This is a genomic window from Sporomusa intestinalis, from assembly GCF_055383785.1.
In genome coordinates this window covers 3,476,453-3,499,045 of sequence record NZ_AP042390.1, presented here as the reverse complement: position 1 = coordinate 3,499,045, position 22,593 = coordinate 3,476,453, and the positions used below count along the sequence as shown (strand labels likewise).

At 42.7% G+C, this 22,593-nt stretch carries 29 protein-coding genes and 1 pseudogene; 22 read left to right on the top strand and 8 right to left on the bottom strand.

The features are described from left to right. The first annotated feature begins 515 nt into the window (after nucleotides 1-515). Nucleotides 516-653 carry a hypothetical protein gene (locus tag ACZ481_RS16545; RefSeq protein ID WP_464766451.1) on the top strand — a complete coding sequence of 46 codons (138 nt, stop codon included), beginning with the start codon at nucleotides 516-518 and terminating at the stop codon, nucleotides 651-653. Between the two features lie 140 nt (nucleotides 654-793). Here ACZ481_RS16545 and ACZ481_RS16540 read toward each other — a convergent pair whose 3' ends face one another. Beyond that, the gene (locus tag ACZ481_RS16540) at nucleotides 794-1,036 is read right to left on the bottom strand and encodes a hypothetical protein (protein ID WP_464766450.1); all 243 of its coding nucleotides are present in this window, start codon (nucleotides 1,034-1,036) and stop codon (nucleotides 794-796) included. A gap of 367 nt (nucleotides 1,037-1,403) precedes the next feature. On the opposite strand from ACZ481_RS16540, the gene ACZ481_RS16535 reads away from it, so the two are divergent. The 5 genes from ACZ481_RS16535 to ACZ481_RS16515 all read left to right on the top strand — a co-directional run bounded on the left by ACZ481_RS16535 (nucleotide 1,404) and on the right by ACZ481_RS16515 (nucleotide 4,712). Next, nucleotides 1,404-1,568, top strand: a complete 165-nt coding sequence (locus ACZ481_RS16535) for a hypothetical protein (protein ID WP_464766449.1) — start codon at nucleotides 1,404-1,406, stop codon at nucleotides 1,566-1,568. 149 nt (nucleotides 1,569-1,717) lie between these two features. Further along, the gene (locus tag ACZ481_RS16530; protein WP_464766448.1) at nucleotides 1,718-2,674 is read left to right on the top strand and encodes a DMT family transporter; all 957 of its coding nucleotides are present in this window, start codon (nucleotides 1,718-1,720) and stop codon (nucleotides 2,672-2,674) included. Further along, the gene (locus ACZ481_RS16525) at nucleotides 2,661-3,479 is read left to right on the top strand and encodes an AraC family transcriptional regulator (protein WP_464766447.1); all 819 of its coding nucleotides are present in this window, start codon (nucleotides 2,661-2,663) and stop codon (nucleotides 3,477-3,479) included. Before ACZ481_RS16530 ends, ACZ481_RS16525 begins: the two co-directional genes overlap by 14 nt. 377 nt (nucleotides 3,480-3,856) lie before the next feature. Next, the gene (locus tag ACZ481_RS16520) at nucleotides 3,857-4,090 is read left to right on the top strand and encodes a hypothetical protein (protein WP_464766446.1); all 234 of its coding nucleotides are present in this window, start codon (nucleotides 3,857-3,859) and stop codon (nucleotides 4,088-4,090) included. 109 nt (nucleotides 4,091-4,199) lie between these two features. Further along, entirely contained in the window at nucleotides 4,200-4,712 is a 513-nt protein-coding gene (locus ACZ481_RS16515) for a GNAT family N-acetyltransferase (protein ID WP_464766445.1), read from the top strand. 285 nt (nucleotides 4,713-4,997) lie between these two features. Here ACZ481_RS16515 and ACZ481_RS16510 read toward each other — a convergent pair whose 3' ends face one another. After that, nucleotides 4,998-5,585 carry a nitroreductase family protein gene (locus ACZ481_RS16510; protein WP_464766444.1) on the bottom strand — a complete coding sequence of 196 codons (588 nt, stop codon included), beginning with the start codon at nucleotides 5,583-5,585 and terminating at the stop codon, nucleotides 4,998-5,000. A 114-nt stretch (nucleotides 5,586-5,699) separates the two neighbouring features. Here ACZ481_RS16510 and ACZ481_RS16505 point away from each other — a divergent pair, with 114 nt between their 5' ends. From ACZ481_RS16505 to ACZ481_RS16475, 7 genes are all read left to right on the top strand, one after another. After that, nucleotides 5,700-6,038, top strand: a complete 339-nt coding sequence (locus ACZ481_RS16505) for a winged helix-turn-helix transcriptional regulator (protein ID WP_464766443.1) — start codon at nucleotides 5,700-5,702, stop codon at nucleotides 6,036-6,038. 733 nt (nucleotides 6,039-6,771) lie between these two features. Next, nucleotides 6,772-7,353 (top strand): DJ-1/PfpI family protein, encoded by a 582-nt coding sequence (locus ACZ481_RS16500; RefSeq protein WP_464766442.1) that lies wholly within the window; start codon nucleotides 6,772-6,774, stop codon nucleotides 7,351-7,353. A 195-nt stretch (nucleotides 7,354-7,548) separates the two neighbouring features. Next, a complete protein-coding gene (locus tag ACZ481_RS16495; protein ID WP_464766441.1) occupies nucleotides 7,549-7,986 on the top strand; it encodes an ASCH domain-containing protein in 438 nt (145 codons plus the stop codon). Nucleotides 7,987-8,245: 259 nt separating this feature from the next. Beyond that, entirely contained in the window at nucleotides 8,246-8,818 is a 573-nt protein-coding gene (locus tag ACZ481_RS16490; protein ID WP_464766440.1) for a flavin reductase family protein, read from the top strand. A gap of 205 nt (nucleotides 8,819-9,023) precedes the next feature. Beyond that, the gene (locus ACZ481_RS16485; RefSeq protein WP_464766439.1) at nucleotides 9,024-9,245 is read left to right on the top strand and encodes a hypothetical protein; all 222 of its coding nucleotides are present in this window, start codon (nucleotides 9,024-9,026) and stop codon (nucleotides 9,243-9,245) included. A gap of 23 nt (nucleotides 9,246-9,268) precedes the next feature. Further along, nucleotides 9,269-9,787 carry a Y-family DNA polymerase gene (locus ACZ481_RS16480; protein WP_464766438.1) on the top strand — a complete coding sequence of 173 codons (519 nt, stop codon included), beginning with the start codon at nucleotides 9,269-9,271 and terminating at the stop codon, nucleotides 9,785-9,787. 118 nt (nucleotides 9,788-9,905) lie between these two features. Further along, the gene (locus tag ACZ481_RS16475) at nucleotides 9,906-10,280 is read left to right on the top strand and encodes a hypothetical protein (RefSeq protein ID WP_464766437.1); all 375 of its coding nucleotides are present in this window, start codon (nucleotides 9,906-9,908) and stop codon (nucleotides 10,278-10,280) included. Here the strand turns inward: ACZ481_RS16475 and ACZ481_RS16470 are convergent. Continuing rightward, nucleotides 10,237-11,859, bottom strand: a complete 1,623-nt coding sequence (locus ACZ481_RS16470) for a peptidase G2 autoproteolytic cleavage domain-containing protein (protein ID WP_464766436.1) — start codon at nucleotides 11,857-11,859, stop codon at nucleotides 10,237-10,239. The two genes, ACZ481_RS16475 and ACZ481_RS16470, sit on opposite strands and share 44 nt — an antisense overlap. A gap of 181 nt (nucleotides 11,860-12,040) precedes the next feature. Between ACZ481_RS16470 and ACZ481_RS16465 the strand changes: the two genes are divergently transcribed. Both ACZ481_RS16465 and ACZ481_RS16460 read left to right on the top strand, forming a co-directional pair. Then, nucleotides 12,041-12,382: a hypothetical protein gene (locus ACZ481_RS16465; protein ID WP_464766435.1), complete on the top strand. Its 342-nt coding sequence runs from the start codon at nucleotides 12,041-12,043 to the stop codon at nucleotides 12,380-12,382. A 78-nt stretch (nucleotides 12,383-12,460) separates the two neighbouring features. After that, nucleotides 12,461-12,694 carry a hypothetical protein gene (locus ACZ481_RS16460; RefSeq protein ID WP_464766434.1) on the top strand — a complete coding sequence of 78 codons (234 nt, stop codon included), beginning with the start codon at nucleotides 12,461-12,463 and terminating at the stop codon, nucleotides 12,692-12,694. An 86-nt stretch (nucleotides 12,695-12,780) separates the two neighbouring features. Here ACZ481_RS16460 and ACZ481_RS16455 read toward each other — a convergent pair whose 3' ends face one another. Beyond that, entirely contained in the window at nucleotides 12,781-13,233 is a 453-nt protein-coding gene (locus ACZ481_RS16455) for a DMT family transporter (RefSeq protein ID WP_464766433.1), read from the bottom strand. 119 nt (nucleotides 13,234-13,352) lie between these two features. On the opposite strand from ACZ481_RS16455, the gene ACZ481_RS16450 reads away from it, so the two are divergent. Together ACZ481_RS16450 and ACZ481_RS16445 are read left to right on the top strand one after the other, a co-directional pair. Next, entirely contained in the window at nucleotides 13,353-14,267 is a 915-nt protein-coding gene (locus ACZ481_RS16450; protein ID WP_464766432.1) for a LysR family transcriptional regulator, read from the top strand. Continuing rightward, nucleotides 14,257-14,898 (top strand): lactate utilization protein, encoded by a 642-nt coding sequence (locus ACZ481_RS16445; protein WP_464770646.1) that lies wholly within the window; start codon nucleotides 14,257-14,259, stop codon nucleotides 14,896-14,898. Before ACZ481_RS16450 ends, ACZ481_RS16445 begins: the two co-directional genes overlap by 11 nt. Before the next feature lie 620 nt (nucleotides 14,899-15,518). On the opposite strand, the gene ACZ481_RS16440 is transcribed toward ACZ481_RS16445, so the two are convergent. Beyond that, nucleotides 15,519-16,409 (bottom strand): LysR family transcriptional regulator, encoded by an 891-nt coding sequence (locus ACZ481_RS16440; RefSeq protein ID WP_464766431.1) that lies wholly within the window; start codon nucleotides 16,407-16,409, stop codon nucleotides 15,519-15,521. Between the two features lie 152 nt (nucleotides 16,410-16,561). Here ACZ481_RS16440 and ACZ481_RS16435 point away from each other — a divergent pair, with 152 nt between their 5' ends. From ACZ481_RS16435 to ACZ481_RS16415, 5 genes and pseudogenes are all read left to right on the top strand, one after another. Then, on the top strand, nucleotides 16,562-17,440 hold the full coding sequence (locus tag ACZ481_RS16435; protein WP_464766430.1) for a DMT family transporter: 879 nt from the start codon (nucleotides 16,562-16,564) through the stop codon (nucleotides 17,438-17,440). Nucleotides 17,441-17,582: 142 nt separating this feature from the next. Continuing rightward, the gene (locus ACZ481_RS16430) at nucleotides 17,583-17,957 is read left to right on the top strand and encodes a Rid family detoxifying hydrolase (protein WP_464766429.1); all 375 of its coding nucleotides are present in this window, start codon (nucleotides 17,583-17,585) and stop codon (nucleotides 17,955-17,957) included. Nucleotides 17,958-18,219: 262 nt separating this feature from the next. After that, nucleotides 18,220-18,624: a VOC family protein gene (locus ACZ481_RS16425; protein ID WP_464766428.1), complete on the top strand. Its 405-nt coding sequence runs from the start codon at nucleotides 18,220-18,222 to the stop codon at nucleotides 18,622-18,624. After that, nucleotides 18,621-19,169 (top strand): annotated as a pseudogene (locus ACZ481_RS16420) (Y-family DNA polymerase). The gene ACZ481_RS16425 and the pseudogene ACZ481_RS16420 overlap by 4 nt, the downstream one beginning before the upstream one ends. A gap of 91 nt (nucleotides 19,170-19,260) precedes the next feature. Then, a complete protein-coding gene (locus ACZ481_RS16415; RefSeq protein WP_464766427.1) occupies nucleotides 19,261-19,509 on the top strand; it encodes a DinB/UmuC family translesion DNA polymerase in 249 nt (82 codons plus the stop codon). 176 nt (nucleotides 19,510-19,685) lie between these two features. Here ACZ481_RS16415 and ACZ481_RS16410 read toward each other — a convergent pair whose 3' ends face one another. From ACZ481_RS16410 to ACZ481_RS16400, 3 genes are all read right to left on the bottom strand, one after another. Then, nucleotides 19,686-20,345, bottom strand: a complete 660-nt coding sequence (locus ACZ481_RS16410) for a 4Fe-4S binding protein (RefSeq protein ID WP_464766426.1) — start codon at nucleotides 20,343-20,345, stop codon at nucleotides 19,686-19,688. Nucleotides 20,346-20,823: 478 nt separating this feature from the next. Further along, the gene (locus ACZ481_RS16405; RefSeq protein WP_464766425.1) at nucleotides 20,824-21,099 is read right to left on the bottom strand and encodes a metal-sensitive transcriptional regulator; all 276 of its coding nucleotides are present in this window, start codon (nucleotides 21,097-21,099) and stop codon (nucleotides 20,824-20,826) included. 423 nt (nucleotides 21,100-21,522) lie between these two features. After that, nucleotides 21,523-22,587, bottom strand: coding sequence for an alpha/beta hydrolase (locus ACZ481_RS16400; RefSeq protein ID WP_464766424.1), 1,065 nt, complete (start codon nucleotides 22,585-22,587; stop codon nucleotides 21,523-21,525). Between the last annotated feature and the right edge of the window lie 6 nt (nucleotides 22,588-22,593).

Sequence of the window (22,593 nt, the reverse complement as noted above, 5' to 3'; positions counted from 1 at the left end):
GACATTTACACAGAACATATGTTCCGGTATTATGTATATATGGAGGTGGATAGTGATGAACGAATATACGATAGATTTACTGAGTATCCCTATTTACCAGCAGATGGCTCGGATACTTTACGTCGACCGATGTATGGTAAAGTGGGCGGGAATGCTCCTGTCTGAGCATAACGAGCAGATGAAGGAGAAAGAAGGTAAAAGCAATGGGGCTCGTGGATTTTTCCCGTTTTCCCCGTAGGAGCGTATTGTGCATCGACGTAAAATCTTTTTTTGCCTCCGTAGAGGCGGTTCGGCGGGGAATTGACCCGCTAGAAAACATCAAGCTTATGGCTTGGTGTTTTCTATTAGGTTCATCGAAATAACTGAAGACTTTCGTCAGACGATGTGAGATAAAGCTTGATCATTGCTACCAGCTTCATAATATTACCAAAGGTTAAACCGGGAGAAAACAACAGGGGATACCACATAATATGACGAATAAATAATTGTTTTCTATTAAGATGAGTGCCTTCGCAATGCATATTGAGGAGATTTTTCCTTTGGCCATGCCAACCTATGAAGATATTATGCTGCCGTTTTTGAAACAATTAGCAGATGGGCAAGTACATTCCCTTAAAGAGCTGCGCCAAGTATTGTTCCCCGGCTTTCTTTGAACATTTGGTGCTGGATTTATTGTTAAAAATGGGTTAGGGCGGTTCACGAGAAGATGCAGCTCAGGTGGTGGGAAAATCCGGCGATGGGGGAATTGACGGCATCATTAAAGCAGATCGATTAGGCTTGGACTTAACTACGTTCAATCTAAACGCTGGAATGGTTCTGCGGGAAGCCCCGAAATACAAGGATTGATTGGCGCATTGCAACTAAAGGCGGCGTAAAAGGGAATATTCATTACTACTTCGACTTTTACCCCGGCAGCACGTGAGGCTGCGATAAAAGCAGGCCCAAGGGTCGTTCTTATGGACGGAATATTGTAATTCATGTGGATGGACATCATGTGGTGTACAATCAAAGTTTTTTCTTTTTTTTGTTTCTGCATCTGGTATTAATTTAAAATTATCGGATGAATTAGTTGATATATTATCTCTTAACAAAAAAGATGTTGAGTTTAAACGACTTCTATTGAGTAAAGAGTTTATATCCGCTACTTTAGTTACTGAAGATGGAAGAGAAGCTCTATTTTATAGTCAAGATGGCTCGGGTTTCTTTGAGGATATGGGATGGAAAGCCTTTTAAAGTAAATATACATTGAATTATAACTGTGGTCAGAAGGAAGAATAAGACGAATTTGAAGCCCAGGCACTCACTAGGTTCAAGTGGCTTTTTTGTATTCTTAAGGCACATCAAGTTGGTTGGTGTTTTCTTTTCAGCCATTATGTAACTTCAATGCACGTGGAGTGTACAGTTTGGCTGAAAAGAAAACACAGCCTGTGAAGCCAGGCGGGGCCTGGGTTTACGGGCTGTGGGAAAATATGGTTTATGTTTCCGCAGACAAAGATAGAAAACATTACAAAAATGCAAAAATAATAATCTGGAATATTTTAGGAACAAAGAGAGACTTAGGCAATTAAAGTTGCCTAAGTCTCTCTTTGTTTTACTTGAAATTATTTATTTGGCATATCAGTCGAATACTTTACAATCTTAGCAATATCATTCAAGACTACAAGTGTTAAGACTGATATCCTGTTGCTATTAACAATACAATGGAGGTTGATTAACTGTGGGAAATATACCGATCATTGGTATTTTTTATGCGGTAGCCGCTGATTTGGTTTGGGGGCTTGCGTTTGTTATTCCTAAATTATTATCTACATATAGTGCAGTCGAAATTGCTTTTGGACGCTATTTAACATATGGAATAATTTCGCTCATTATTTTCGGCTTCAGCAAGAAGACTGCTATTGATTTAAATTTGTGGCGGAGAGCATTACTTTTTGCTTTCTGTGGTAATATTGGCTATTATTTTTTCCTTGTTCTTGCAATTCAATTAACTGGAGGAACAATTGCAACATTGGTTATCGGGGTATTGCCTATTTCCATTTCACTATATGGCAACTGGTTGAACCGAGAGTTTAATTTTATAAAGGTTTGGCCGTCTGTATGCCTCATTTTTATTGGTATTGTTGCTATTAATTATTCGCACATCATTAATAATAATGAACAGGAATGGAACTATAACGGCTTTGCCTGTAGTCTGATCGCTCTGGCCCTTTGGACATGGTATGGAGTGGCTAATGCGCAATTTTTGAAAGATAATCCCCGGATTTCACCGGCAAATTGGGCTAGTATTACCGGCATAGCAACATTATGTTTATTGCCAGTTTTTACGTCGGTAAGTATACTATTTATTCCTGAAGCCATAAATGTAGGTTCAATATTCTATAGCAGTAGCAGTTGGCAATTTTTGATAGGCAGCATCATTCTAGGAGTAGTAGTGTCATGGATAGGGACGATGTTCTGGAACAGAGCCTCACATTTATTACCTGTTTCATTGGCAGGACAGTTAATCGTCGGAGAAACACTCTGCGGTCTAGGTTATGTTTTCTTTATTGATGTACGTCTTCCCTACTTTTTTGAGTGGATAGGTATTATAATAATCCTAAGTGGGGTGTTGTTTGGGATACGAACAATAAACCGTCTAAAAGGAGTTGATACGGAGATCCATGTCCAAAGTTAATCACGTCAGTCATAGTTTTATAGAAAATTTGAACGGATTAGAGCTATATAAGGCTTCTTATACAACCCAGGCTTTTTCCCGGCATTGGCACGATGGGTTCGGCATCGGTGTGATTGAAGCGGGATGTGAGGTTTTTGATTACCAAGGAGAGAAATATTACGCGCCGCCTCAAAGTATCATACTGATGAATCCCGGTATTGTACACACCGGTCAGGCTGTTAAACAGGAATTAGGCTGGCGGTATCGAATTATGTATCCCCCTCCTGTTTTGATAAAAAAAGTAGTTGAACAACTAGAAAAAAATTCAACCAATCTCCCCTATTTTCCTCAGCCTGTGGTAGGCGACACAGACAGCGCAAATAGATTATTGAGTTTATTTAAAGCGTTAGAGGAGCCAACCTCTTTGTTAGAGAGTGAGTCAATCTTTTTTATAACCATGGCCGAGATCATACATAAGCATGCACTTTTTAGATATGAAGCCAGAAAGTGGAGTTGCGACAATATGGTAGCCGGGCGCATTCGTGACTATATAGACCATCATTACGTTAAGAGTATCTCTTTGGTTGAATTGTCATCGGTTGCAGGAAAAAGTCCATTCCATTTATTGCGCATTTTCAAAGAAAGGTTTGGGCTTCCGCCGCATGCTTATCAGATTTTTGTTAGAATCGAGCGTTCTAAAGCTTTATTGTTGGAAGGCAGGCCATTATCTTCCATTGCGCAAGAGATGGGATTTGCCGATCAAAGCCATTTCACCCGGCATTTCAAGCGTATGGTAGGAATAACACCCCGTGCTTATTGCTTATAATTGAGTTCTGTTAACATGTATACTAATGATAAAAAAGAAATGTATTACATGGACTGGATCGTATAGTTGAAAAGAAAGTACAGCCCTTGAACCCAGAAACTGCCTGGCTTCAAGGGCTGTAGTAAAATATGGTATATGTTTCCCCTAACTATAGATAAAAAACATCATTTTAAATAGTAGTTGGCAGGGAGCAGAGTGATTGTTAGCTTGCTTGATGGTATGAAGAATGAGTGTGAAAGGAAAAAGTGAATGATGTAAAGAGGACCGATTGCCCGACTCTCATCAGCATGGTCATAATATCTATTGACGGATTAATATTATAGAGCTAGAATGTTAGACCATAAGGGTAACAAAAGGATGACAAAAGGGGTAGAATAATGAACCCCAAAACCGCTGACCAAATAATGTGCCAAGAAATTATGTATGCCATCGAATGTAATAAGCAAAAAATCGAAGAGATCAGCAGGTTTAAAAAGAAATTCGTGATTGAAGCGGGAGAATGGAAAACTATAGAGATCGAGCCGTTAATCAGTCCTGACATTTTTTTCAAAGCACAGGAAGTCCTTAAAGCACATAAAGTTACCCCTCCTACGGCAAGCAAACCGGCATAAACCTAGCGATAATATAGTAGTAGAATGAGGATTTGATAAACAGAAATTTATCAATGTTCATAATCGTGCAAAAGGTGTATCAAATATATTTTGTAGGAGAAATTTGGGCATGGTTATTTTGCGAACACCACGTTTGTACATGCGGAAAATACAAATAGATGATTATAGTTCTGTCTGCTCAATTTTGCAAGACATTGATGTCATGTATGCTTGGGAACATGCCTTTTCTGATGAGGAAGTAGTGCAGTGGATTGACGAAAATATTATGAGGTATAATAGGGACGGCTATAGTTACTGGGCAGTGATAGAAAAAGCGTCTGATAAGTTAATTGGCGTTACCGGGTTAATTTCTGAACAAGCAGATGATGAAAACTATGTCGGAGTTGGCTATATTTATAAAAAATTATATTGGGGAAACGGGTATGCCTTTGAAGCCGCTTCTGCTTGTGTTGATTATGCTTTTAATATTTTGCATTTAAATGAAATTACGGCGCAAATTCGACCGGAGAATGCGACTTCAAGAAAAGTGGCTGAAAAACTTGGCATGTCCATAAAGAAGCAGTTTATTAGACGTTATAAAAACAAAGACATGCCTCATCTTCTTTATAGTCTTATAATATAAGCATTGTTTTTGTCGCAGTTTATATCAACAATGTAGAGGTACAAATTCCAATTTATTTAATAGGTTGCTCAAATAATTGGTACAAAAAATCCCCTCCAACCCGCATATTTGGAGGGGAAAACTGTATTAAGCATAGGGAAGACCCGCTAAACCCACGTTTTTTTATTTGGCGGGTGTCCCTATATTCTTTTTGTTTATTTCACAAATACGAGCCGGCCACTAACTTATTCTATCCATTGAGTTACTGAACTAAGTTCCTGACGTGTTTTAGGATTTTGTATCCAGTTACACAAACCACTTAATTTTATCTTTTAGCTCTGGGTCTTTCCGTGGAGGCTTTGGCGGAGTAATATCCGGATATCCTAGGGGAGTAACCGCCACGATTTCTCGATCATTAGGAATATCAAGAATACGACGCAAATAATTTTCATCGTCAATCGGGCTGGTCATCCAGCATGTACCTAGTCCCAAATCCGCAGCGGCAAGCACTAAATTTTGCATGGCGGCGGATACGCTTTCAAGATTTGATTTCTGCTCGTCTGGCTTGTCGCTTAACTTTGCAAGGACGACGATTGCTAAAGGAGCACCGCCGTACACAGCGGCAAATTTAATAAACTCTTTGCTTGAAATTATTTGGTCGTCATCTTTTCCATATAAGCTTTGCGAGAAATTTCGCACTACATTTTCGTAGCTGATGCCCATCTCTTTTAACCGCTTCCCTGATACAACAATAAATTCCCAAGGTTGCCAGTTCATTGCCGATGGGGCCCAGTTGGCAGCATCCAGAACTTTTAAAATGTCTTCTTTTTTCACAAGATCAGGTTTGTATCTTCGGATAGACCGCCTATTTTTTACTAAATCAAAAAATTCCATAATAGACTGCACCTCTCTTGAAAATTAATTTCTTATAAGTTATTATTAACTAATAGAAACATTTTTGCAAGTACGCACATTTTTGTTCCTTAAAACTGAAGGAGGACATATACCGTGATAGATAATGATCGGAAAGAAGAAAACTGTCCGCTTGTATCTACAATGAGCATTATTGGCGGCAAATGGAAAATTCCTATTTTGTGGTATCTCAATCAATCACCTCGGCGGTATAATGAATTAAAACGCTGTATCGGTGGGATTACCAATGTTATGTTGACACGCGCACTCAGAGATTTGGAAAATGACGGTCTTGTTGAGAGAACTCAATATGAAGTAATTCCCCCACAGGTTGAATATAGAATATCAGATAAAGGAAGAGCTATTATACCTGCAGTAGAGATTATAGAAGACTGGGGAAACTATTGGAATGGTCAAAACAACAAAACGACCTAACTCTATTTGTGTGGGGAACCCGCCATTTCTGAACAGAAGGATATAGTTTTATTTCTAGTCAATGCTAAACGGCAAGCAATGTGACTGTGCCCACAGTCACAATTTTTTTATAATTTGCCCTGCGGTCAAATCATAAAAAAATTGCTTGTTGGGGGGCCTCCCCAAACCCTGCCACTTCTGGCCAAGACGGCCCGAAGTCATTTCTCAGGCGACAAATTCCAGCATGTCGCTAATCTCACAATCAGGCACCTTACACATGCCAATGAAAAGGAGAGAAAACAATGGGTACTGTCAAAGCTAAAAAAGCATTAAATAAACTTGCCAAGCAGAAAGGAATAAGCGAAGAAGCTGTGCGCCGTAAGCTGTTTGAGAACATCGGATACCCGGCTCCGTAATTCCGCATAGTCTTTTTGCAAAGCCGCAATCTCGGACGGGTACACGCCGTAGGCATTGGCATGAATGGTAACCTAATTCAGATTATTGGCGCACCTGCGTTGCAGGGAAACAAGCTCCCGGACAGGGGCGAGGTCAAGTTCTCGGCTCCGCTTTTTTGTGGGCGGCTCCTTAACCTTTCCAGCGGCTTAACCTCCGGCACAGGAACGGACGGAGGAACCGGCAGGGCTGTCTATATTGCTATAATTGAAAACATAGTGGCAAACTGGTATAATTTAGTTGGTTTTAGTGATATAACTCACAGATAAAGAGAAATTTAATAATTAAATGAGGCGATTGTATGAAAGTCTTATTGTTTCTGGCTAAAGGATTTGAGACAATGGAATTCAGTGTTTTTGTAGATGTGCTTGGCTGGGCAAGGCATGATTATCATTATGATATTGACGTGATAACATGCGGATTTACAAAAACAGTTACCAGCACATTTAATGTCCCTGTCATAGTGGATCGACTGATTAATGAAATTTGTGTTGACGATTACGATGCATTGGCAATACCCGGAGGATTTGAAGACTTCGGATTTTATGAAGAAGCCTATAATGAGAACTTTTTGCATCTGATCCGCGAATTCAATGAAAAGCGCAAAACGATTGCCACTATCTGCGTTGCAGCATTGGCGCTCGGAAAAAGCGGCATTTTGAAAGGCCGAAATGCGACGACATATCACTTGCAAGGGGGGCACCGCCAAAAACAATTAGCCCAGTTTGGCGCGAATGTGTTGGATAGTCCCATTGTGGTCGATGATAATGTAATTACTTCATATTGTCCTGAAACCGCTTCGGGCGTTGCTTTCAAGTTATTGGAGAAACTCACCTCTGCTGAGCAAATGGGAATTGTAAAAGAAGCAATGGGTTTCTGCTAAGTTCCAATTTACACGAATCTAAATGCCGAGTGTCTGGTGAAGATTCATCAATACGAGATAAAAATCATGGTTGAAGGGCTCGTTGTTAGATAGATGCGAAACCACTAGTTTTGCAGATAGTGACACGGTTTTTGTTTATAATAATACAAGTAGCAAAGTGATAACAGGGTGTGTGGAAATGAAAGCAATAACACTATGGCAAAACCATGGGCATCTTTACTGGCTTGCGGCGTAATAGAATACGAAACACGGTCGTGGACTACAAACTATCGTGGACCGATAGCGATTCATGCGGCAGCTAACGAACCTAAAAAGCTGCTATATCAAATGTTTGGCATTATTACTTCAATTTTTGGGGCAGATAATTCAACAGACTATCCAAGAGGAGCTGTAATTGCAACCGCTGATTTGATTGCTTGCCATGAGATAAAAGAAGACGAAAAGGGAAGTATCGGATTATGGCGTAGCAATCATGGTATATGGGAATTTTATGCCATTAGCGAACAACAAGTTTCATTGGGAGATTGGCAACCCGGTAGATATGCGTGGGAGTTTACCAACATGAAGATGTTAGATACACCCATTCCGGCAAAGGGCGGCCAGCGAATTTGGAATTGGAGCGCTTTATCATAGCTGTTATAGTGATGACAGAAAACACAGCCCGTGAAGCCAGGCGGGGCCTGGGTTTACGGGCTGTGGGAAAATATGGTTTATGTTTCCGCTGACATGCCTAGAAAACACTGGGGGTTTGGAACTCCGAAATTCGATAACGTGCTCTTGATTAATATCCGAAATGGGGGAGTCGGTTCGCTCCACCTTGGGCATAATATTTGCGGAAAACCCAATATTACCGATCAGAACCGCAGATACTAAATCTGTAGGGGAGGTGTAGGTGTTTAAACTGAAAAAGATAAAAATGCCAAACAGGCCCGCTATGATTTTTCCAACTATCCTCGTAGGCGCGGATGTTAACGGCAGACCTAATTATTGCACAGTTGGCGCTTGCGGGGTAGTGAATTTGGAGCCGATGTTGTATGTTTCTTTGAAAGAAACGCATTATACAACCACCGGTATTAAGGAGAACGGATTTTTCAGCGTCAATCTGCCCTCGCCGGACTTGGCTGAGAAAACTGATTTCTGTGGCGTGGTATCAGGGAAAACAACGGATAAATCCGAATTGTTCACCCCGTTTTACGATGAGGCAGGCAGAGCGCCGATGATACAGGAGTGCCCAATCAATATACTTTGCAGAGTAAACCAAACGATTACATTATCGGGTTTCCTGATGTTTCTGGGCGAAATAGTGGCCGTTTATGCAGATGAAAAAGGCTTAACCGATGGGCAGATCGATCCTGTAAAAATAAACCCGATGGTCATGATGTTCCCCTCATATTTTGAATTAGGCAAGGTTGTCGGCACGGTGTTCAAGGATGGAAATGATTACAAAAGGTCCCTGGGCCTATAACACACTAGGTAACTTGATTTTACGAGGAAGGGCAGATTGAGTGTACAGTTTGGCTGAAAAGAAAACACAGCCCTTGAAGCCAGGCGGGGACCGGGTTCAAGGGCTGTGGGAAATAGTGGAATATGTTCTCGCAGACAAAGGAAGAAAACATCATTAAAATGCAAATATTTTTTCTATAAAGAAAACGCCGGCTAGGGTGGTTTTGATGACCATCTTAGCCGGCTTTATTTCCATTCAAGTTGGCGAAAATTACCAAGCCCATCGACATTTACATAAGAACATATGTTCTGGTATTGTGTATATGGAGGTGAATAGTGATGAGAGAATATACGATAGATTTACTAAGTATCCCTATTTACCAGCAGATGGCACGGATATTTTACGTCGACCGATGTATGGTAAAGTGGGCGGGAATGCTTCTGCCTGAGCATAACGAACATATGAAAGAGAATGAAGGCAAAAGCGATGGGACTCGTTGATTTTTCCCGTTTTCCTCGCAGGAGCGTATTGTGCATCGACGTAAAATTATTTTTTGCGTCCGTAGAGGCGGTGCGGCGGGGGCTTGACCCACTGGAAGCCTATATTGCTGTAGTATCGGATTTGAGGAGAACCGGCGCGGTCGTACTGGCCAGCAGCCCGAGGGTTAAATCGGAATATAATATCAAGACCGGAAATCAACTCTTTGAAATTCCCAAGCGTTCCCCGATCATGGTAGTAGAGCCGAATATGGCGCTATATATCACTGTAAACCAGGCAATACAGGACATATTCCGCCGGTTTGTACCGAATGAAGATCTACACGTCTATAGCATTGATGAGTCCATATTGGATGTTATCGCATCACACAATTTGTTCGGACCCTCAGAGGCGATTGCTGAAACCATCTTAAAAATGGTGAAGGATGAATTGGGTCTGATTGTGACTGTAGGCATTGGCGATAACCCGCTTTTGGCACAAAACTGGCACTAGATAATGAAGCCAAAAAAGCGTCCGCCATGGGTTGCAAAATGGACGTATGAAATGGTGCCGCAAACAGTATGGAAGAAACAGCCGCTGACTGCGTTTTGGGGCATATCCAGAGGATACAATGAGAGACTCAAGCGAATGGGTTATTTATACGATAGAGGCGTTGGCCCACGCCAATCCACTGTGGCTGCAGAAAACGCTAGGCGTAATGGGGTTGCAGTTATATTACCACGCATGGGGCCTGGATGCGAGCGTCATTAGCCAGAAGGAACGGCCGAAAAGTAAATCCTATAGTAAAAACCAGATATTGATGCGGGATTACGATGTAAAAGCAGAAATTCTAATGATCATTAAGGAGATGGTGGGAGAAGTTTGCGCCAGGCGGAACGGACGGATAAAGTTTGAGGTATCGCCATCTTCCGTTTTTGTTGACAAAATCGCTGCAAGGAATCTTACCGGAGCAGAATCATCACCTGTTCGGCGCCGGTTCGTCTGAGCACCCGGTAACCTTGGGACGCAGACACGGCAATACCGTTTTCGCCGGGACGGCAATAGCCCCCGGGTATGCAGCTTCCGTCATCCCGGACGCGCAGCTTTCCCAGCAGTCCAATGCGAACCCATTCCGGCCTTTGGGAACGCGGCACATAAGGAACCGTGGGGTCAAATTCGGGACTGAACACAGGCTTGGTTTCAGTATGGGCCGGTATAATGACCATCCCTGTCGGCTCATAGATAAAATCAGGAATTTCTATTTCTGTAAATTGGATTCTGCCCCACTCATCGGTAAGGTATTTTCCTTCCCAGCGAAGTTCTCCCGCGTTGCTCAAAAATGCCGGGGTCGCGCTGGTTACGCCCAGCACATAATTGTCTGCCGCCGCATTAAACAGCCTGATCTTTTCACCGTCACTGTCATCAAACGTGACGAAATAGCCGGGTTCGATTGCCGTACCGTCGGCCGATTCAAACATTTCGGCATAATCAGCGCCGCCACCATTCCAGTTCTGGTCAATAAACGCTTCTCCCGTTGTGAGGATTTTTGCGGCCAGCCCTCTGGCTGCGATTGATCCGTTGGCCAGAAACCATGAGTAATTCATTTCCGCGTCCCCATAGGTACCCATAATATGGGCACCTATGAATCCCCCCGTGGTAGTCTGAAAGCCTTCTGAATGTGAGGCGTTGCCGGAGCTATTAGTCAGAATCCCCTCTGCGTGTGATTGAGGGCCGGAGCTGATATTCAAAATCCCCTCTGCGTGCGAAAATTGCGCTATTGCGTTATTAACTCCGTTTTCCGCGTGAGAAGCACGACCTGTAGCAATTGTACCCATCCCCTCCGAATGGGAACCCACATCCCGAGCGCTGGTGTTGTCGCCCTCCGCGTGGGAGTAGGGGCCGGAGGCGATTGAGCCAAACCCCTCGGCATGTGCACCGTCTGCGGAGGCTGCCGTATCGCCTCCTTCCGCATGCGATACCTGGGCTGAAGCCGTTGTATTGTACCCCTCGGCGTGGGACGCCAAACCCGAGGCAGTTGTGAGCCAGCCTTCGGCCAGAGCGTAGTTGCCGGAAGCACGGGTAAGATAGCCCAGCGCCACTGCATATTCGCCCATGACATAGTCAAAATAGGTGCCGATCCCGGCGAGAGAACCAACGGTGTTTCCGTCCACAAGATGTTCAAGGCCGCTGCTTCGGAATACGACGATAGAGGACTTGATTGGCGTGACAGCAGAATACCACACTACGGCGGCGCTTTCATTGACCAATGTGACAACAACCGGCGTTGTGTCCACGCGAACTACGGCAAAGCCCACCGTTTCTCCTGTTTTGATGGGTGAGTTGCCGATAATTGTTCCGCCGTCGGCAGCCTGCACTCCGAATACGGAACCGATGGTGGAAAAAGAGGCTTGGACAGATATCAGCCACTGTATGACAAATGTTCCAATCTGATTTATAGTGATTTCGCCTGTAGCGCTGTCATATGAGATAGCGCCCTCCGAGTAGATCGGTGAATCAAAAATAACGTTAGCTCCGGCTTGAATAAAACCGGCTGCCAGCCGTTCGGCTTGCAAAGATGTTTGCATCAGGATACCCCCTCTATATACACCTTGCACTTTTTCATGCTACGGTATTACAAAAAAATGCCATTATAATTTAGTATATGATTGATAGGTCGGGAGCGTGTGGAGGATGCCTTAATCAGCTTTCGCGGCATAGCTCAAGAAAGCATGGCGGGTGAAGCGGCACGCCAGGAGTTTATAAGCGGTGGCAAGGGAACCGGTACGATCGGTAAATATTACTGCTGGGAAAATCGTGTCACAAGGACATGAGCAGTTAGAACTGTTTTTTGCAGGAGAAGAAAAGAACCATGCCATAGATAGAGTAGTAGATGATCTTCGGAAGAGATTTGGCAAAAAAACGATTGCGGTTCTGGAAGGTCGAGTTTATATAATGGAAGAGTTTGATGAAGAAATATGCAGTGAGTTGGTGGAGCGCGTAAAAGTGCTCACGCCAACGCACTTAGTTTTTGAACTGAAAAATGGACTGGCTATAGAGCAACAGTTCGTAAAAGAACGTGGTATTCATGGATCGACGATATTCCTGTAAATACGGGTTTGATGGATGTCTTACCTATTTGAATTTATCCAAGGTATAGGCCGGATTCCCGGTAGTTGAGGGTGGATTTTGCTTGGCTACGATGGCGGTAATTTCATTTTCTTCACATTTGTTGAGGCATTCCCCGGTATAGTAATGGCATTGCCAACCGAATTCATTGACGGTGACGCCTTGCAGGTAATGCCAGGCGGGGCCTGGGTTCATGGGGTGTGGGAAAATATGGTTTATGTTTCCGCAGACAAAGGAAGAAAACATCAGGCTTTTGGTCCTGATGTTTTGCTGTTAAAAAGGGACAAAGTTTAGGATAAATCAAATGACGGCAGTTTCAAATAATACCCTTGTAATCTAACCTTAGGAATCGATTTAATCAGAATGTAAAAAGCCGAGGTTTAGTGTGTCTGTATTGTATATACGCCTAGAATTAGAAAAGTTACACCCAGTATTCTGGCTGTATTTACAGCGTGCGTCGTCCCGAGAATACCGAAATGATCAATGATGAGGGCAAAAAGAATTTGCCCTGCTATCATAAGACTGAATAAATTAGCGAAACCGATTTTAGGAGAAGCAACAACCGTTGTGAGAATGTAAAAAGCGCCTAGTAAACCTCCGGTCCACATCCACCAGCTTGTTTGGATGACTTGATGAAGTGAGGGTGAATTCTGTAATCCTAATTTTACTGCAATCAGATAAGTGGCAAATAGGCCGACTGTACCGACGGCAAAACTGACAGTAGATGTCAAAAGCGGACTGGCGAGACTTGATAATAATTTCCCATTAATGGCTGCCTGCGTGCTGATGGCTGTTCCTGATAAAAATGACAATAAATAATACATAAAGTTCATGACTCACACCTCATTTTTATAGTTAAGTGACCTTGTAAGTTAGCTGCACTTTTATTATAATAATTTTTAATATATAAGAAAAATCGATATTAAATATATGAGATATAAGGTGTGATTATATGCATATAAATTTGGAGCTTTACCGTATCTTTTACATGACTGCCAAAACAGGAAGCATCTCTAAAGCGGCAAAAGAGTTATTTACCTCTCAGCCTGCCGTTAGTCAGTCAATTAAACTATTAGAGCAAAAGCTTGGCGGACAATTGTTTTTTCGTACGTCTAGGGGTGTTTCGCTGACTGCCGAAGGGGAAATATTTTTTCGCTATATTGAACAGGGGTATCAGTTGATACAGACTGCCGAACATAAATTCCAGGAGATGCTGCATCTAATGACCGGACAGATTCGCATTGGTGCAGGAGATACGCTGAGTAAATATTATTTGCTGCCTTATCTTGGCCAGTTTAACGAATGCCATCCGCAGATTCAAATACACGTAACTAATCAGACTACGTTTGAAATCCTTGATTTTCTTAAGGCAGGTAAGATCGACCTGGGTATTATTAATTTGCCGATTGAGACGGAGGATGCTATCGAAATCACGGAAACCCAACAGATTCAGGATTGTTTTGTCGCTGGTCCCAAATTCAAGCATTTGAGCATAGGTGAAATCAGTTTACAGGAGTTAACGAAATATCCGGTTATGGTATTAGAGAAGGGTGGCAATTCACGAGCTTTTCTGGAAAAGTACTGGAACGCCAATGGTCTGGTATTGCAGCCTGAGTTTGAATTAGGAACAATTGATTTATTGGTTCATTTTGCTAAAACCGGACTAGGAATTTCCTGTGTGGTAAAGGATTTTATCAGAGAGGAATTGCAAAACGGGGAACTGTATGAAGTCAAGATCAAGGAACCGATTCCAAAACGGTCAATCGGTTTGGTGATATTACGCGATGTCCCATTATCAACGGCTGCCCGGCAATTTGTTACACTTCTGACGAGCGATAGAAAGGCGAGTGTGGAAAATGGATGCTAATGTTAAATGGTATCTCGAGAAAAAAGTGGAAAGAACGATTGCTAGCTTGAAGAGGCATAATATGCAGGGGATTTATGTGGAAAATAGGGTACAGCTCATGAATAAAATTGAGGAATTGATACCTGAAAATTCCCTTGTGGCGGTAGGAGATTCAATGACTCTCTTTGAAACAGGTGTCATTGAACGATTGCGCAGTAGGAAATATCAATTTCTCGATAAGTACGATCCCGGCCTTACCCGGATTGAAAAAGATCAGATTTACAGGCAGACGTTTTCCGCTGATACGTTTTTATGCAGTACAAATGCTTTAACGGAGGCCGGTGAACTCTATAATATTGATGGAAACGGCAGCAGGGTTGCTGCGATGATTTATGGACCCAAGCAGGTAATTATTGTCGCCGGAGTCAATAAAATTGTGAAAAATCTGCAGGAAGCCGAAATCAGGGTGAGAAATTACGCGGCCCCAATGGATGCTAAAAGATTAAATAAAAAGACACCGTGTACTACGGTTGGCTACTGTGTTGACTGCCAAAGTGAAGATCGAATCTGCAATGATTTTGTTATTATTAAGCGGCAGTTTGATCCGAATCGAATCAAAGTAATCATTGTGGCAGGGAGTTACGGTTATTAGTTCTTCGAAACGCATAATGCCATGCCGGCTAGGGTGGTTTTGATGATCAGCTTAGCCGGCTTTATTTCTATTCAAATTAGCAGAAATTACCAAGCCCATCGACATTTCACAGAACATACGTTCTGGCATTATGTAAATGGAGGTGGATAGTGATGAACGCACATATGATAGATTTACTGAGTATCCCTGTTTACCAATAAATGGCTAGAATAGTTTATGTCGACCGGTATATGATCAAGTGGGCGGGAATGCTTCTGTCTGAACACAACGAGCAGATGAAAGACCAAGAAGGCAAAAGTAATGGGGCTCGTTGATTTTTCTTGTTTTCCCCGCAGGAGCGTATTGTGCATCGACGTAAAATCATTCTTTGCGTCCGTAGAGGCGGTTCGGCGGGGAATTGACCCGCTAGTTGGATGAATGGAAGGGGCAACAGAAGGATACTGCCAAAACGGAAAAGTAAGACGCAGCGCGCCAACTTCGGGCCAAGGTGGCCCGAAGTTGCAGGGGTTGGGTGCTTTTTTAGGAGTTGGCCGTAGGGAAAATCCTAAAAATGTGCAAGTTTCAATACACTCCAACGACTTACCGTTTTGTGAGAAATCTGAAATACTGAGAAATAGTTGTTATACCATTTCTTTCCTAGGGTTATTCCTGTAAATCAGATAATCCAAAAATCGCTTTACCGCAAGCGAGGCAGATTTTTTATCTCTCATTGCAAGAACAATTTGTCGGTATGCAGGTATGTCCAGCTCCTTTGTTATAATTCTGTATGGAATACGTTGCAAAATAAGCTCCGGTAAAATACTGATACCCAATCCACCTTCGACCATTGACATGATGGCATAATCATCCCATGTCGTAAATTGTACTTTTGGTTCAATATTGCATTTCTCAAATATTTCCGATATTTCAGCCTTGGCGCCTTTTTCTACAAGCATAAAAGGGTAATGACATAGCGCCTTTACAGGAAAGCGTTCACAGTCGGCCAGCGGATGATCCTCTGGCAAAACAACAAGCAGTTTATCCTGCTCTAAAAATATCGTTTCAAACTCCGGGTATACAGGAAGCCGGAGGAAGCCGCAATCCACGCGCCCCTCTAAAATCCAGCTTTCAATTTCCGTATAGTCGCCCAACAGAAACTCGTAATCAATATTGGGGTAGTCCTTTTGAAACGCTTTGATGATATTCGGAAGCCAATGGGTTGTTACACTGGAAAATGTGCCAATCCTAATTAGCCCTGATTGCAAGCCGTTCAGTTCATCTACTTGCGTTTGCAATCTCTGATATTCATTACATACATTTTTAGCAAACGGCAATAGCTTTAATCCTTCGGAAGTCAGGCGCACACCGGCGCGCCCACGCTCAAGAAGCGTCACTTTCCATTCTTTTTCCAAATCATTAATCATGCGGCTGATGCCGGATTGGGAATAGTTCAAGACTTCTGCCGCCTTTGTAAAGCTACCATATTCGACGGTTTTGACAAAAGCCATGTATTTTTGGATGTTCATATCCATATGGCGTTCGATCCTTTTATCATCTGATTTTGTTATAAGATTTATGATAAAAATTCGCTTTTGTAATCTGTAAACATATGTTACCTTTTATATATTGCAAAATCAAGTAAAATTATCATTTTAATCATCTTAAGTAAAAAGGGGGAACATATGTGAAGGAAAAGCTATATTTTGTACTGTCGATGATTATCGTCGGCGCAGTTGGCGTATTTGTGAAATACATCGACATGTCCTCCAGCAAGATAGCGTTGTTTTTATGCCTGATTGGATTAATATTTTTATTAATCGTTTTTAGATGCAAGAAACAGAAGGTAGCGTGGGACAGTGTGAAGAAAAATGCCGCCGCTCTGGTTATGGCAGGCATTGCATTAAGTGGAAACTGGATTTTTTTATTTAAGGCGTATAAGGAAACAACAATTGCTAATGCGGCACTGAGCTATTATTTTGCGCCTGTTCTGGTTATTATGCTTTCCCCTTTGGTTGTGAAAGAAAAGCTGTCGTTAAAAAAGGTGATATGCATAGGCGTTGCTTTGCTGGGGCTATTCTTAATATTGGAAAATAGTACACTGGAAACCACCAGAAATCATTTGCTTGGCATCGGTTATGGATTGATTGCGGCGAGTTTCTACGCCGCGATGACACTGACCAATAAGTTTATTCGGGAGCTAGATGGGTTGACCATTACGCTTGTGCAACTTGGTTTGTCGATTATGTTATTATTCCCGTTTGTATTGTTCACGGATGGCTTCAATTTTTCTTCTATCACAGGCAAAACGGTTATATTGATGCTTCTGCTAGGTGTCCTTCATGGAGGCGTTGGACTTTATCTGTTTTTTATCGGTATGAAAGGACTAAAAACTCAAAGTATCGCCGTTTTGAGTTATATTGACCCTCTTACATCACTGGTGATTTCTGTTTTAATAGTGAAAGAAATAATGACTTTACAGCAATTGTTCGGGGCCACCTTGTTGTTGGGTTCCATTTGGATAGGTGAAACTAGCGCATCAAGGATAAGGAGTGATGCTTCGTAGGCTATAAGCTTTATTATATATCTGATTTTGTAATAAATATTATGATAAACATTCGTTTTTATAATTTCTTAAGGAATGATACACTATAAACATAAATTTTCAAGTGAAAGGAAAAACCATATCACACGTGGAGGGACAAACGATGAATAAAGTAATAAAAACCAATTTAGCGCCTGAACCGGTAGGCGCATATTCACAAGCCATATTATCGGGTGACCTTTTATTTTCTAGCCAAATAGGTATTTCCCCAGCTACCGGCAAATTGGTCGAAAATTGTATTGAAAGCCAAACCAAGCAGACGTTGGACAACCTAAAAAACATTCTCCAAGAAGCAGGAATGACTCTTGGCAATGTAGTAAAAACGACTGTATTTCTAACTGATATGAGCAATTTCACCAAAGTTAATCAGGTTTATAGTACATATTTTAAAGAGAATCCTCCAGCGAGAACTACTGTAGAAGTAAACAAAGTGCCGCTAGAGGGCTTGGTGGGAATAGAAGTAATTGCTCACAGGTAATAAAAATATAGGTGTATTTGCAAGGCCACGAATTGCCTCCACCATGTAAATCCTCACTTTAAACCCTGAAACTGAATCCCGGAGTGAACAGTTTGTCTGAAAAGAAAACACAGCCCTTGAAGCCAGGAGGGTCCTGAGTTCAAGGGCTGTGGGAAAATATGGTCTATGTTTCCGCAGACAAAGGAAGAAAACATCAGGTTGATTTTGAAAATAAAGCTTTGTAATCGTGAATGAAAGCTTTATATTATGGGAGGAACGGTAAATGAATAACATAAAACAAAATAACATACCCACAATCAAATTGAAGTCAATTGTACTTGATTGCCCCGACATTCAAGCTTTGGCTGATTTTTATATTCGGATGCTTGGATGGGAAAAGGATTTTGTAGAGGAAGGGGATTTTCTAGCTATCCGCTCTCCATTGGGCGGTGTTAAGATCGCCTTTCAAACCAACCCTGACTACGTTGCGCCTGTTTGGCCAGAAGAACCTAATGCGCAGCAGCAGATGCTACACATCGACTTTGGGGTACAAAGTAAGGAAGATATGGAACGTGCTGTGAAACACGCAATTTCATGTGGCGCAACGAAAGCAGGCACCCAGTATTGCGACGAATGGACAGTCATGCTTGACCCTGTGGGGCATCCGTTTTGTTTTGTTGTTTGGTGATATTTACGTCATATATCCATGTGAACCAGGCCATACAGAATATATTCCGCCGATTCGTACCAGATGAAGATCTACACGTTTATAGCATTGATGAGTCCATATTGGATGTTACCGCATCGTAAAATTTGTTCGGACCCGTAGAGGCGATTGCGGAAACCATCTTAAAGATGGTGAAGGATGAGTTGGGTTTGATTGTGACGGTAGGCATTGGCGATAACCCGCTGTTGGCAAAACTGGCACTGGATAATGAAGCTAAAAAGCGTCCGCCATGGATGGCAAAATGGACGTATGAGATGGTAACGGTATGGAAAATACAGCCGCTGACTGCGTTTTGGGGCATAGCCAGAGGATACGATGAGAAACTCAAGCGAATGGGTATTTTTTATACGATTAAGGGTCTGGCTCAAGCCAATCCAGTGTGGTTGCTGAAAACTCTGGGCGTAATGGGGTTGCAGTTATATTACCACGCATGGGGCTTGGAGGCCAGCATCATTAGCCGGAAGGAACGGCCGAAAAGTAAATCTATAGTAAAAACCAGATATTAATGCGGGATTATTATATAAAAGCAGAAATTCTCATGATCATCAAGGAAATGGTGGGAGATGTATGCCCTAGGCTGCGTAAACACCAGGAAAAATGTCAAGAGGTATATTGGGGGATAGGAATTTTAAGCTGGGTTTTACCGCACGAATTAAGCTGGTTCGCCCGGAAAACGCAACAGATATCATTAGTGAAGCGGCACGCCGGGAGTTTAGTAAGCGGTGGCAGGGTGAACTGGTACGATCGGTAAATAGTACGGCTGGGAAAATCGTGTCACAAGGACATGAGCAGTTGGAACTATTTTTTGAAGAAGAAAAGAAAACCCTGAACTTTCCTTTTGGCTAATGGGTGGATTACCAATTTTGATCAAAATGAAAAATTCTAATTCGGATGCTTCTCGCCTTCCAATAGAAAAACACTTTATATTTTAGTGTGAATATTATTTTTAATACAAGCAGACAGCGATTCTTAACATATTCACAAGATGAAAATTCACCCGGTGTTTTCCATACGCTTCCTCCTTATGTTGTCCCTGGTTTCGTATTGCTGTTAAATTGCAGGGCCTGCTTGGGACAATGCTCGACACAGCGGTCACATTTCAGGCAATCGCTATGGCTAAAGCCCTCGTCAATGCCTTTTGCCGCATAAGGCGTCAGTTGCATCGGACAGGCTTTCGTACAAAGCTTGCAACTAACACAAGAATTTTCCACAGCTAACGGAAATGGCTTTTTTCGCCGGCTAATCCAACTAGCCAGCGTCCCCATCGGGCAAAAATAGCACCAGGTCCGCTGGTGATAGACTATCCCTAAAACAATACCTACTATCGTTGTAATAAAAATGATCTGCACAAACACCCTGCCCATGGCCGCCCAATCGCCCCAGGCATAATACATTTGCACCGAAAAAATAGTCATAATGAACAGAACCATAAACCCACGAAAGGCGGTATGGGAAAAAAACGCGGGAATTTTCCGCTTTGGTGATAGCTTGGCCAGAACATGATCATAAAAGCTGCCCCGCGGGCAGTAATTGCCGCACCAGTATCGCCCCCGAAACGGCGCAACGGCAACCGGCGCAATCATACATACCAAGGCAACAATGCCGATCGTCGGATAAACCAGCCCAACAGCAAAAAATACTAATAAAACCCAAAACAAATAAGGCCGGATGCGTTTTCTCATAAAACTTCCCCTTCTATGATAGTACCCCCAACCCCACGGGGTGGGGGTACTATCATTATAAATCTTAGCAATCTGAGAAGCAATAGGAAACTTTTATAAGAATATTCTTCCTGGAGCGATACCCTACGTACGGTGAAGTAGCTGATGCCGCAGCCGATTCGGCCATGCTATCGCCTGCCTTCAGTTCCAGACGGCGCAATGTTTCTTCCGGCGGAAGAAGGTTGCGCCGTTGCGGGTTGTCCAGCTTATGCCTACTTTCCGGGTTAAATTATGAGCCATAAAATCCCTCACCCTCTCAGTATCAGTTTATCCACGCTATGGTAAAAATCCCCTGCGGCCCACAAACCCTTAAAATAACCTATGCTAAAAAAACAGGGCGATTCCTTGTAGCATGATATTGCCGCAAGAAATTTCCGATGGTGTTGCCTACTGCCGGGATAAATCATGCCGGATTAGCATAGACAATCTAATATTAATTTCATTTTCTTAACATGCTAAGCATTATTTTAGTTAAATTCTCAATCTGCTGACGTGCTTTGGCATCGTTGATATTGGCTTGATCTAGACATGCATTTGTATAATTTTCCAGAATATGAGCACTTAGTTTGTTCACTGCGCCTGTGATGGCGCTCAGTTGGACAAGAATATCCTCACAATTCTTATTTTCATCTACCATTTTTTCGATACCAGCAATATGCCCCTTAATCGTGCCCAATCGTTGTTGTACGCTTTTTTTTAATTCTTCTTTTGTCATAATTCGCTCCTTTAAATCCCTCCCTCGGGGGAGGGGTGTTAGTGCTAATATAATCTAAAATCTATTAAAAATCAATCCCTATATAAAAATTAACTATACTAACCACTCTTTATTTAGTTGTTGTTTTACTAGGTTGGTATTATTGTCCCTAGTGATTTAATATATCAGACAAATATGACAAATAGGTGTCATATTTGTCTGATATAATTAAATAAAGTGGCCCATGAGATCCAACATCATCGTAGTGGATCAGCAACTTGAGAAACACAATATCCACTGCCCATTGTCAGATAGACAATGGGCAGTGGATATATTTCATGCGGAGGTAACTGTTGTAAACCAGGCTACATTAGCAATCACTTGACCAAAACTTCGGGTAAGGTGCTTCAATCGTGGCAGCAAATAGTGGTTTTTAGTACTACCCTATTTCAGATACTGGGAAAAGAAGGCTGTGAGTTTGTCAAAGGGGATAAGATTCACCCGGTCATACAAATCCACATGACCTGCGCCCGGAACATAGTATAATTCTTTAGGTTCAGCCGCACGCTTGTAAGCATCCTCACTGAACTCCTTGGAGTGCGCCTGATCGCCGGTGATAAACAGCATAGGACGAGGAGAAATGGTTTCGATGTCATTGAACGGGTAGAAATTCATGAATTTAACGTTGCTGGTCAGCGTCGGGTGCGTTGTAGTTTTTGCTGACGAACCTTTAGGCGTGAATTCACCCCTTGGCGTGCGGTAGAAGTCATAAAACTCACGCTGAATGGGGTCGGTGTTTTCATTCAGTTCCTGTACCGTCCCGCCGGTGTATTTGGTTTCACCGCCTGTGAACTCCACATAGCGTTGCTCGGCGGCCTCTGCAATGATCTGCTTTCTTTGCTCAAGGGTCAGGGAATGGTTGAGCGCATTGCGGTTGGCAGCGCCCATGTCGTACATGCTGACTGTCGCAATGGCTTTCAGGCGCGGGTCGATCTTGGCCGCGCTGATGGAAAAGCTGCCGCTGCCGCAAATCCCGATAACGCCAATCAGTTCCCTGTCAACAAACGGCCGGGTGCCCAGGAAATCCACCGCCGCGCTGAAGTCCTCAGCATAGATATCCGGCGAAACAGCGTTGCGAGGCTGTCCCTCACTTTCTCCCCAGAAAGACAAATCCAGGGATAAAGCAACGAAGCCCTGTTCAGCCATTTTCGCAGCATACAGATTCGCGCTTTGTTCTTTTACTGCCCCCATCGGATGCCCGACAATGATCGCGGGATTTTTGGCGTCCTTATTTAAATCTTTGGGAATAAAAAGATTCCCGGCAACCTTCATGTTGTACTGGTTTTTGAACGTAACCTTCTGCACGGTTACCTTGTCGCTCTTGTAAAAGTTGTCTGTGCCATTGGCCAGGTCTGCCGCGGATGCAACACCAATGCCGGTCGTGGAGAGAACTAAGCCCAAGGCCATCGTTGTGAGCATTTGGCAGCCACGGGCAATCATTTTTTTCATTTTTAT

Excerpts from the sequence above, each read along its gene's own strand:
- ACZ481_RS16545 (WP_464766451.1), top strand. The coding sequence starts at position 516 with ATGCATATTGAGGAGATTTTTCCTTTGGCCATGCCAACCTATGAAGAT.
- ACZ481_RS16540 (WP_464766450.1), bottom strand. The coding sequence starts at position 1,036 with ATGCAGAAACAAAAAAAAGAAAAAACTTTGATTGTACACCACATGATG.
- ACZ481_RS16525 (WP_464766447.1), top strand. The coding sequence starts at position 2,661 with ATGTCCAAAGTTAATCACGTCAGTCATAGTTTTATAGAAAATTTGAAC.
- ACZ481_RS16520 (WP_464766446.1), top strand. The coding sequence starts at position 3,857 with ATGAACCCCAAAACCGCTGACCAAATAATGTGCCAAGAAATTATGTAT.
- ACZ481_RS16515 (WP_464766445.1), top strand. The coding sequence starts at position 4,200 with ATGGTTATTTTGCGAACACCACGTTTGTACATGCGGAAAATACAAATA.
- ACZ481_RS16510 (WP_464766444.1), bottom strand. The coding sequence starts at position 5,585 with ATGGAATTTTTTGATTTAGTAAAAAATAGGCGGTCTATCCGAAGATAC.
- ACZ481_RS16500 (WP_464766442.1), top strand. The coding sequence starts at position 6,772 with ATGAAAGTCTTATTGTTTCTGGCTAAAGGATTTGAGACAATGGAATTC.
- ACZ481_RS16495 (WP_464766441.1), top strand. The coding sequence starts at position 7,549 with ATGGCAAAACCATGGGCATCTTTACTGGCTTGCGGCGTAATAGAATAC.
- ACZ481_RS16485 (WP_464766439.1), top strand. The coding sequence starts at position 9,024 with ATGACCATCTTAGCCGGCTTTATTTCCATTCAAGTTGGCGAAAATTAC.
- ACZ481_RS16480 (WP_464766438.1), top strand. The coding sequence starts at position 9,269 with ATGAAGGCAAAAGCGATGGGACTCGTTGATTTTTCCCGTTTTCCTCGC.
- ACZ481_RS16475 (WP_464766437.1), top strand. The coding sequence starts at position 9,906 with ATGAGAGACTCAAGCGAATGGGTTATTTATACGATAGAGGCGTTGGCC.
- ACZ481_RS16470 (WP_464766436.1), bottom strand. The coding sequence starts at position 11,859 with ATGCAAACATCTTTGCAAGCCGAACGGCTGGCAGCCGGTTTTATTCAA.
- ACZ481_RS16455 (WP_464766433.1), bottom strand. The coding sequence starts at position 13,233 with ATGAACTTTATGTATTATTTATTGTCATTTTTATCAGGAACAGCCATC.
- ACZ481_RS16450 (WP_464766432.1), top strand. The coding sequence starts at position 13,353 with ATGCATATAAATTTGGAGCTTTACCGTATCTTTTACATGACTGCCAAA.
- ACZ481_RS16445 (WP_464770646.1), top strand. The coding sequence starts at position 14,257 with ATGGATGCTAATGTTAAATGGTATCTCGAGAAAAAAGTGGAAAGAACG.
- ACZ481_RS16440 (WP_464766431.1), bottom strand. The coding sequence starts at position 16,409 with ATGGATATGAACATCCAAAAATACATGGCTTTTGTCAAAACCGTCGAA.
- ACZ481_RS16430 (WP_464766429.1), top strand. The coding sequence starts at position 17,583 with ATGAATAAAGTAATAAAAACCAATTTAGCGCCTGAACCGGTAGGCGCA.
- ACZ481_RS16425 (WP_464766428.1), top strand. The coding sequence starts at position 18,220 with ATGAATAACATAAAACAAAATAACATACCCACAATCAAATTGAAGTCA.
- ACZ481_RS16415 (WP_464766427.1), top strand. The coding sequence starts at position 19,261 with ATGTCAAGAGGTATATTGGGGGATAGGAATTTTAAGCTGGGTTTTACC.
- ACZ481_RS16410 (WP_464766426.1), bottom strand. The coding sequence starts at position 20,345 with ATGAGAAAACGCATCCGGCCTTATTTGTTTTGGGTTTTATTAGTATTT.
- ACZ481_RS16405 (WP_464766425.1), bottom strand. The coding sequence starts at position 21,099 with ATGACAAAAGAAGAATTAAAAAAAAGCGTACAACAACGATTGGGCACG.
- ACZ481_RS16400 (WP_464766424.1), bottom strand. The coding sequence starts at position 22,587 with ATGAAAAAAATGATTGCCCGTGGCTGCCAAATGCTCACAACGATGGCC.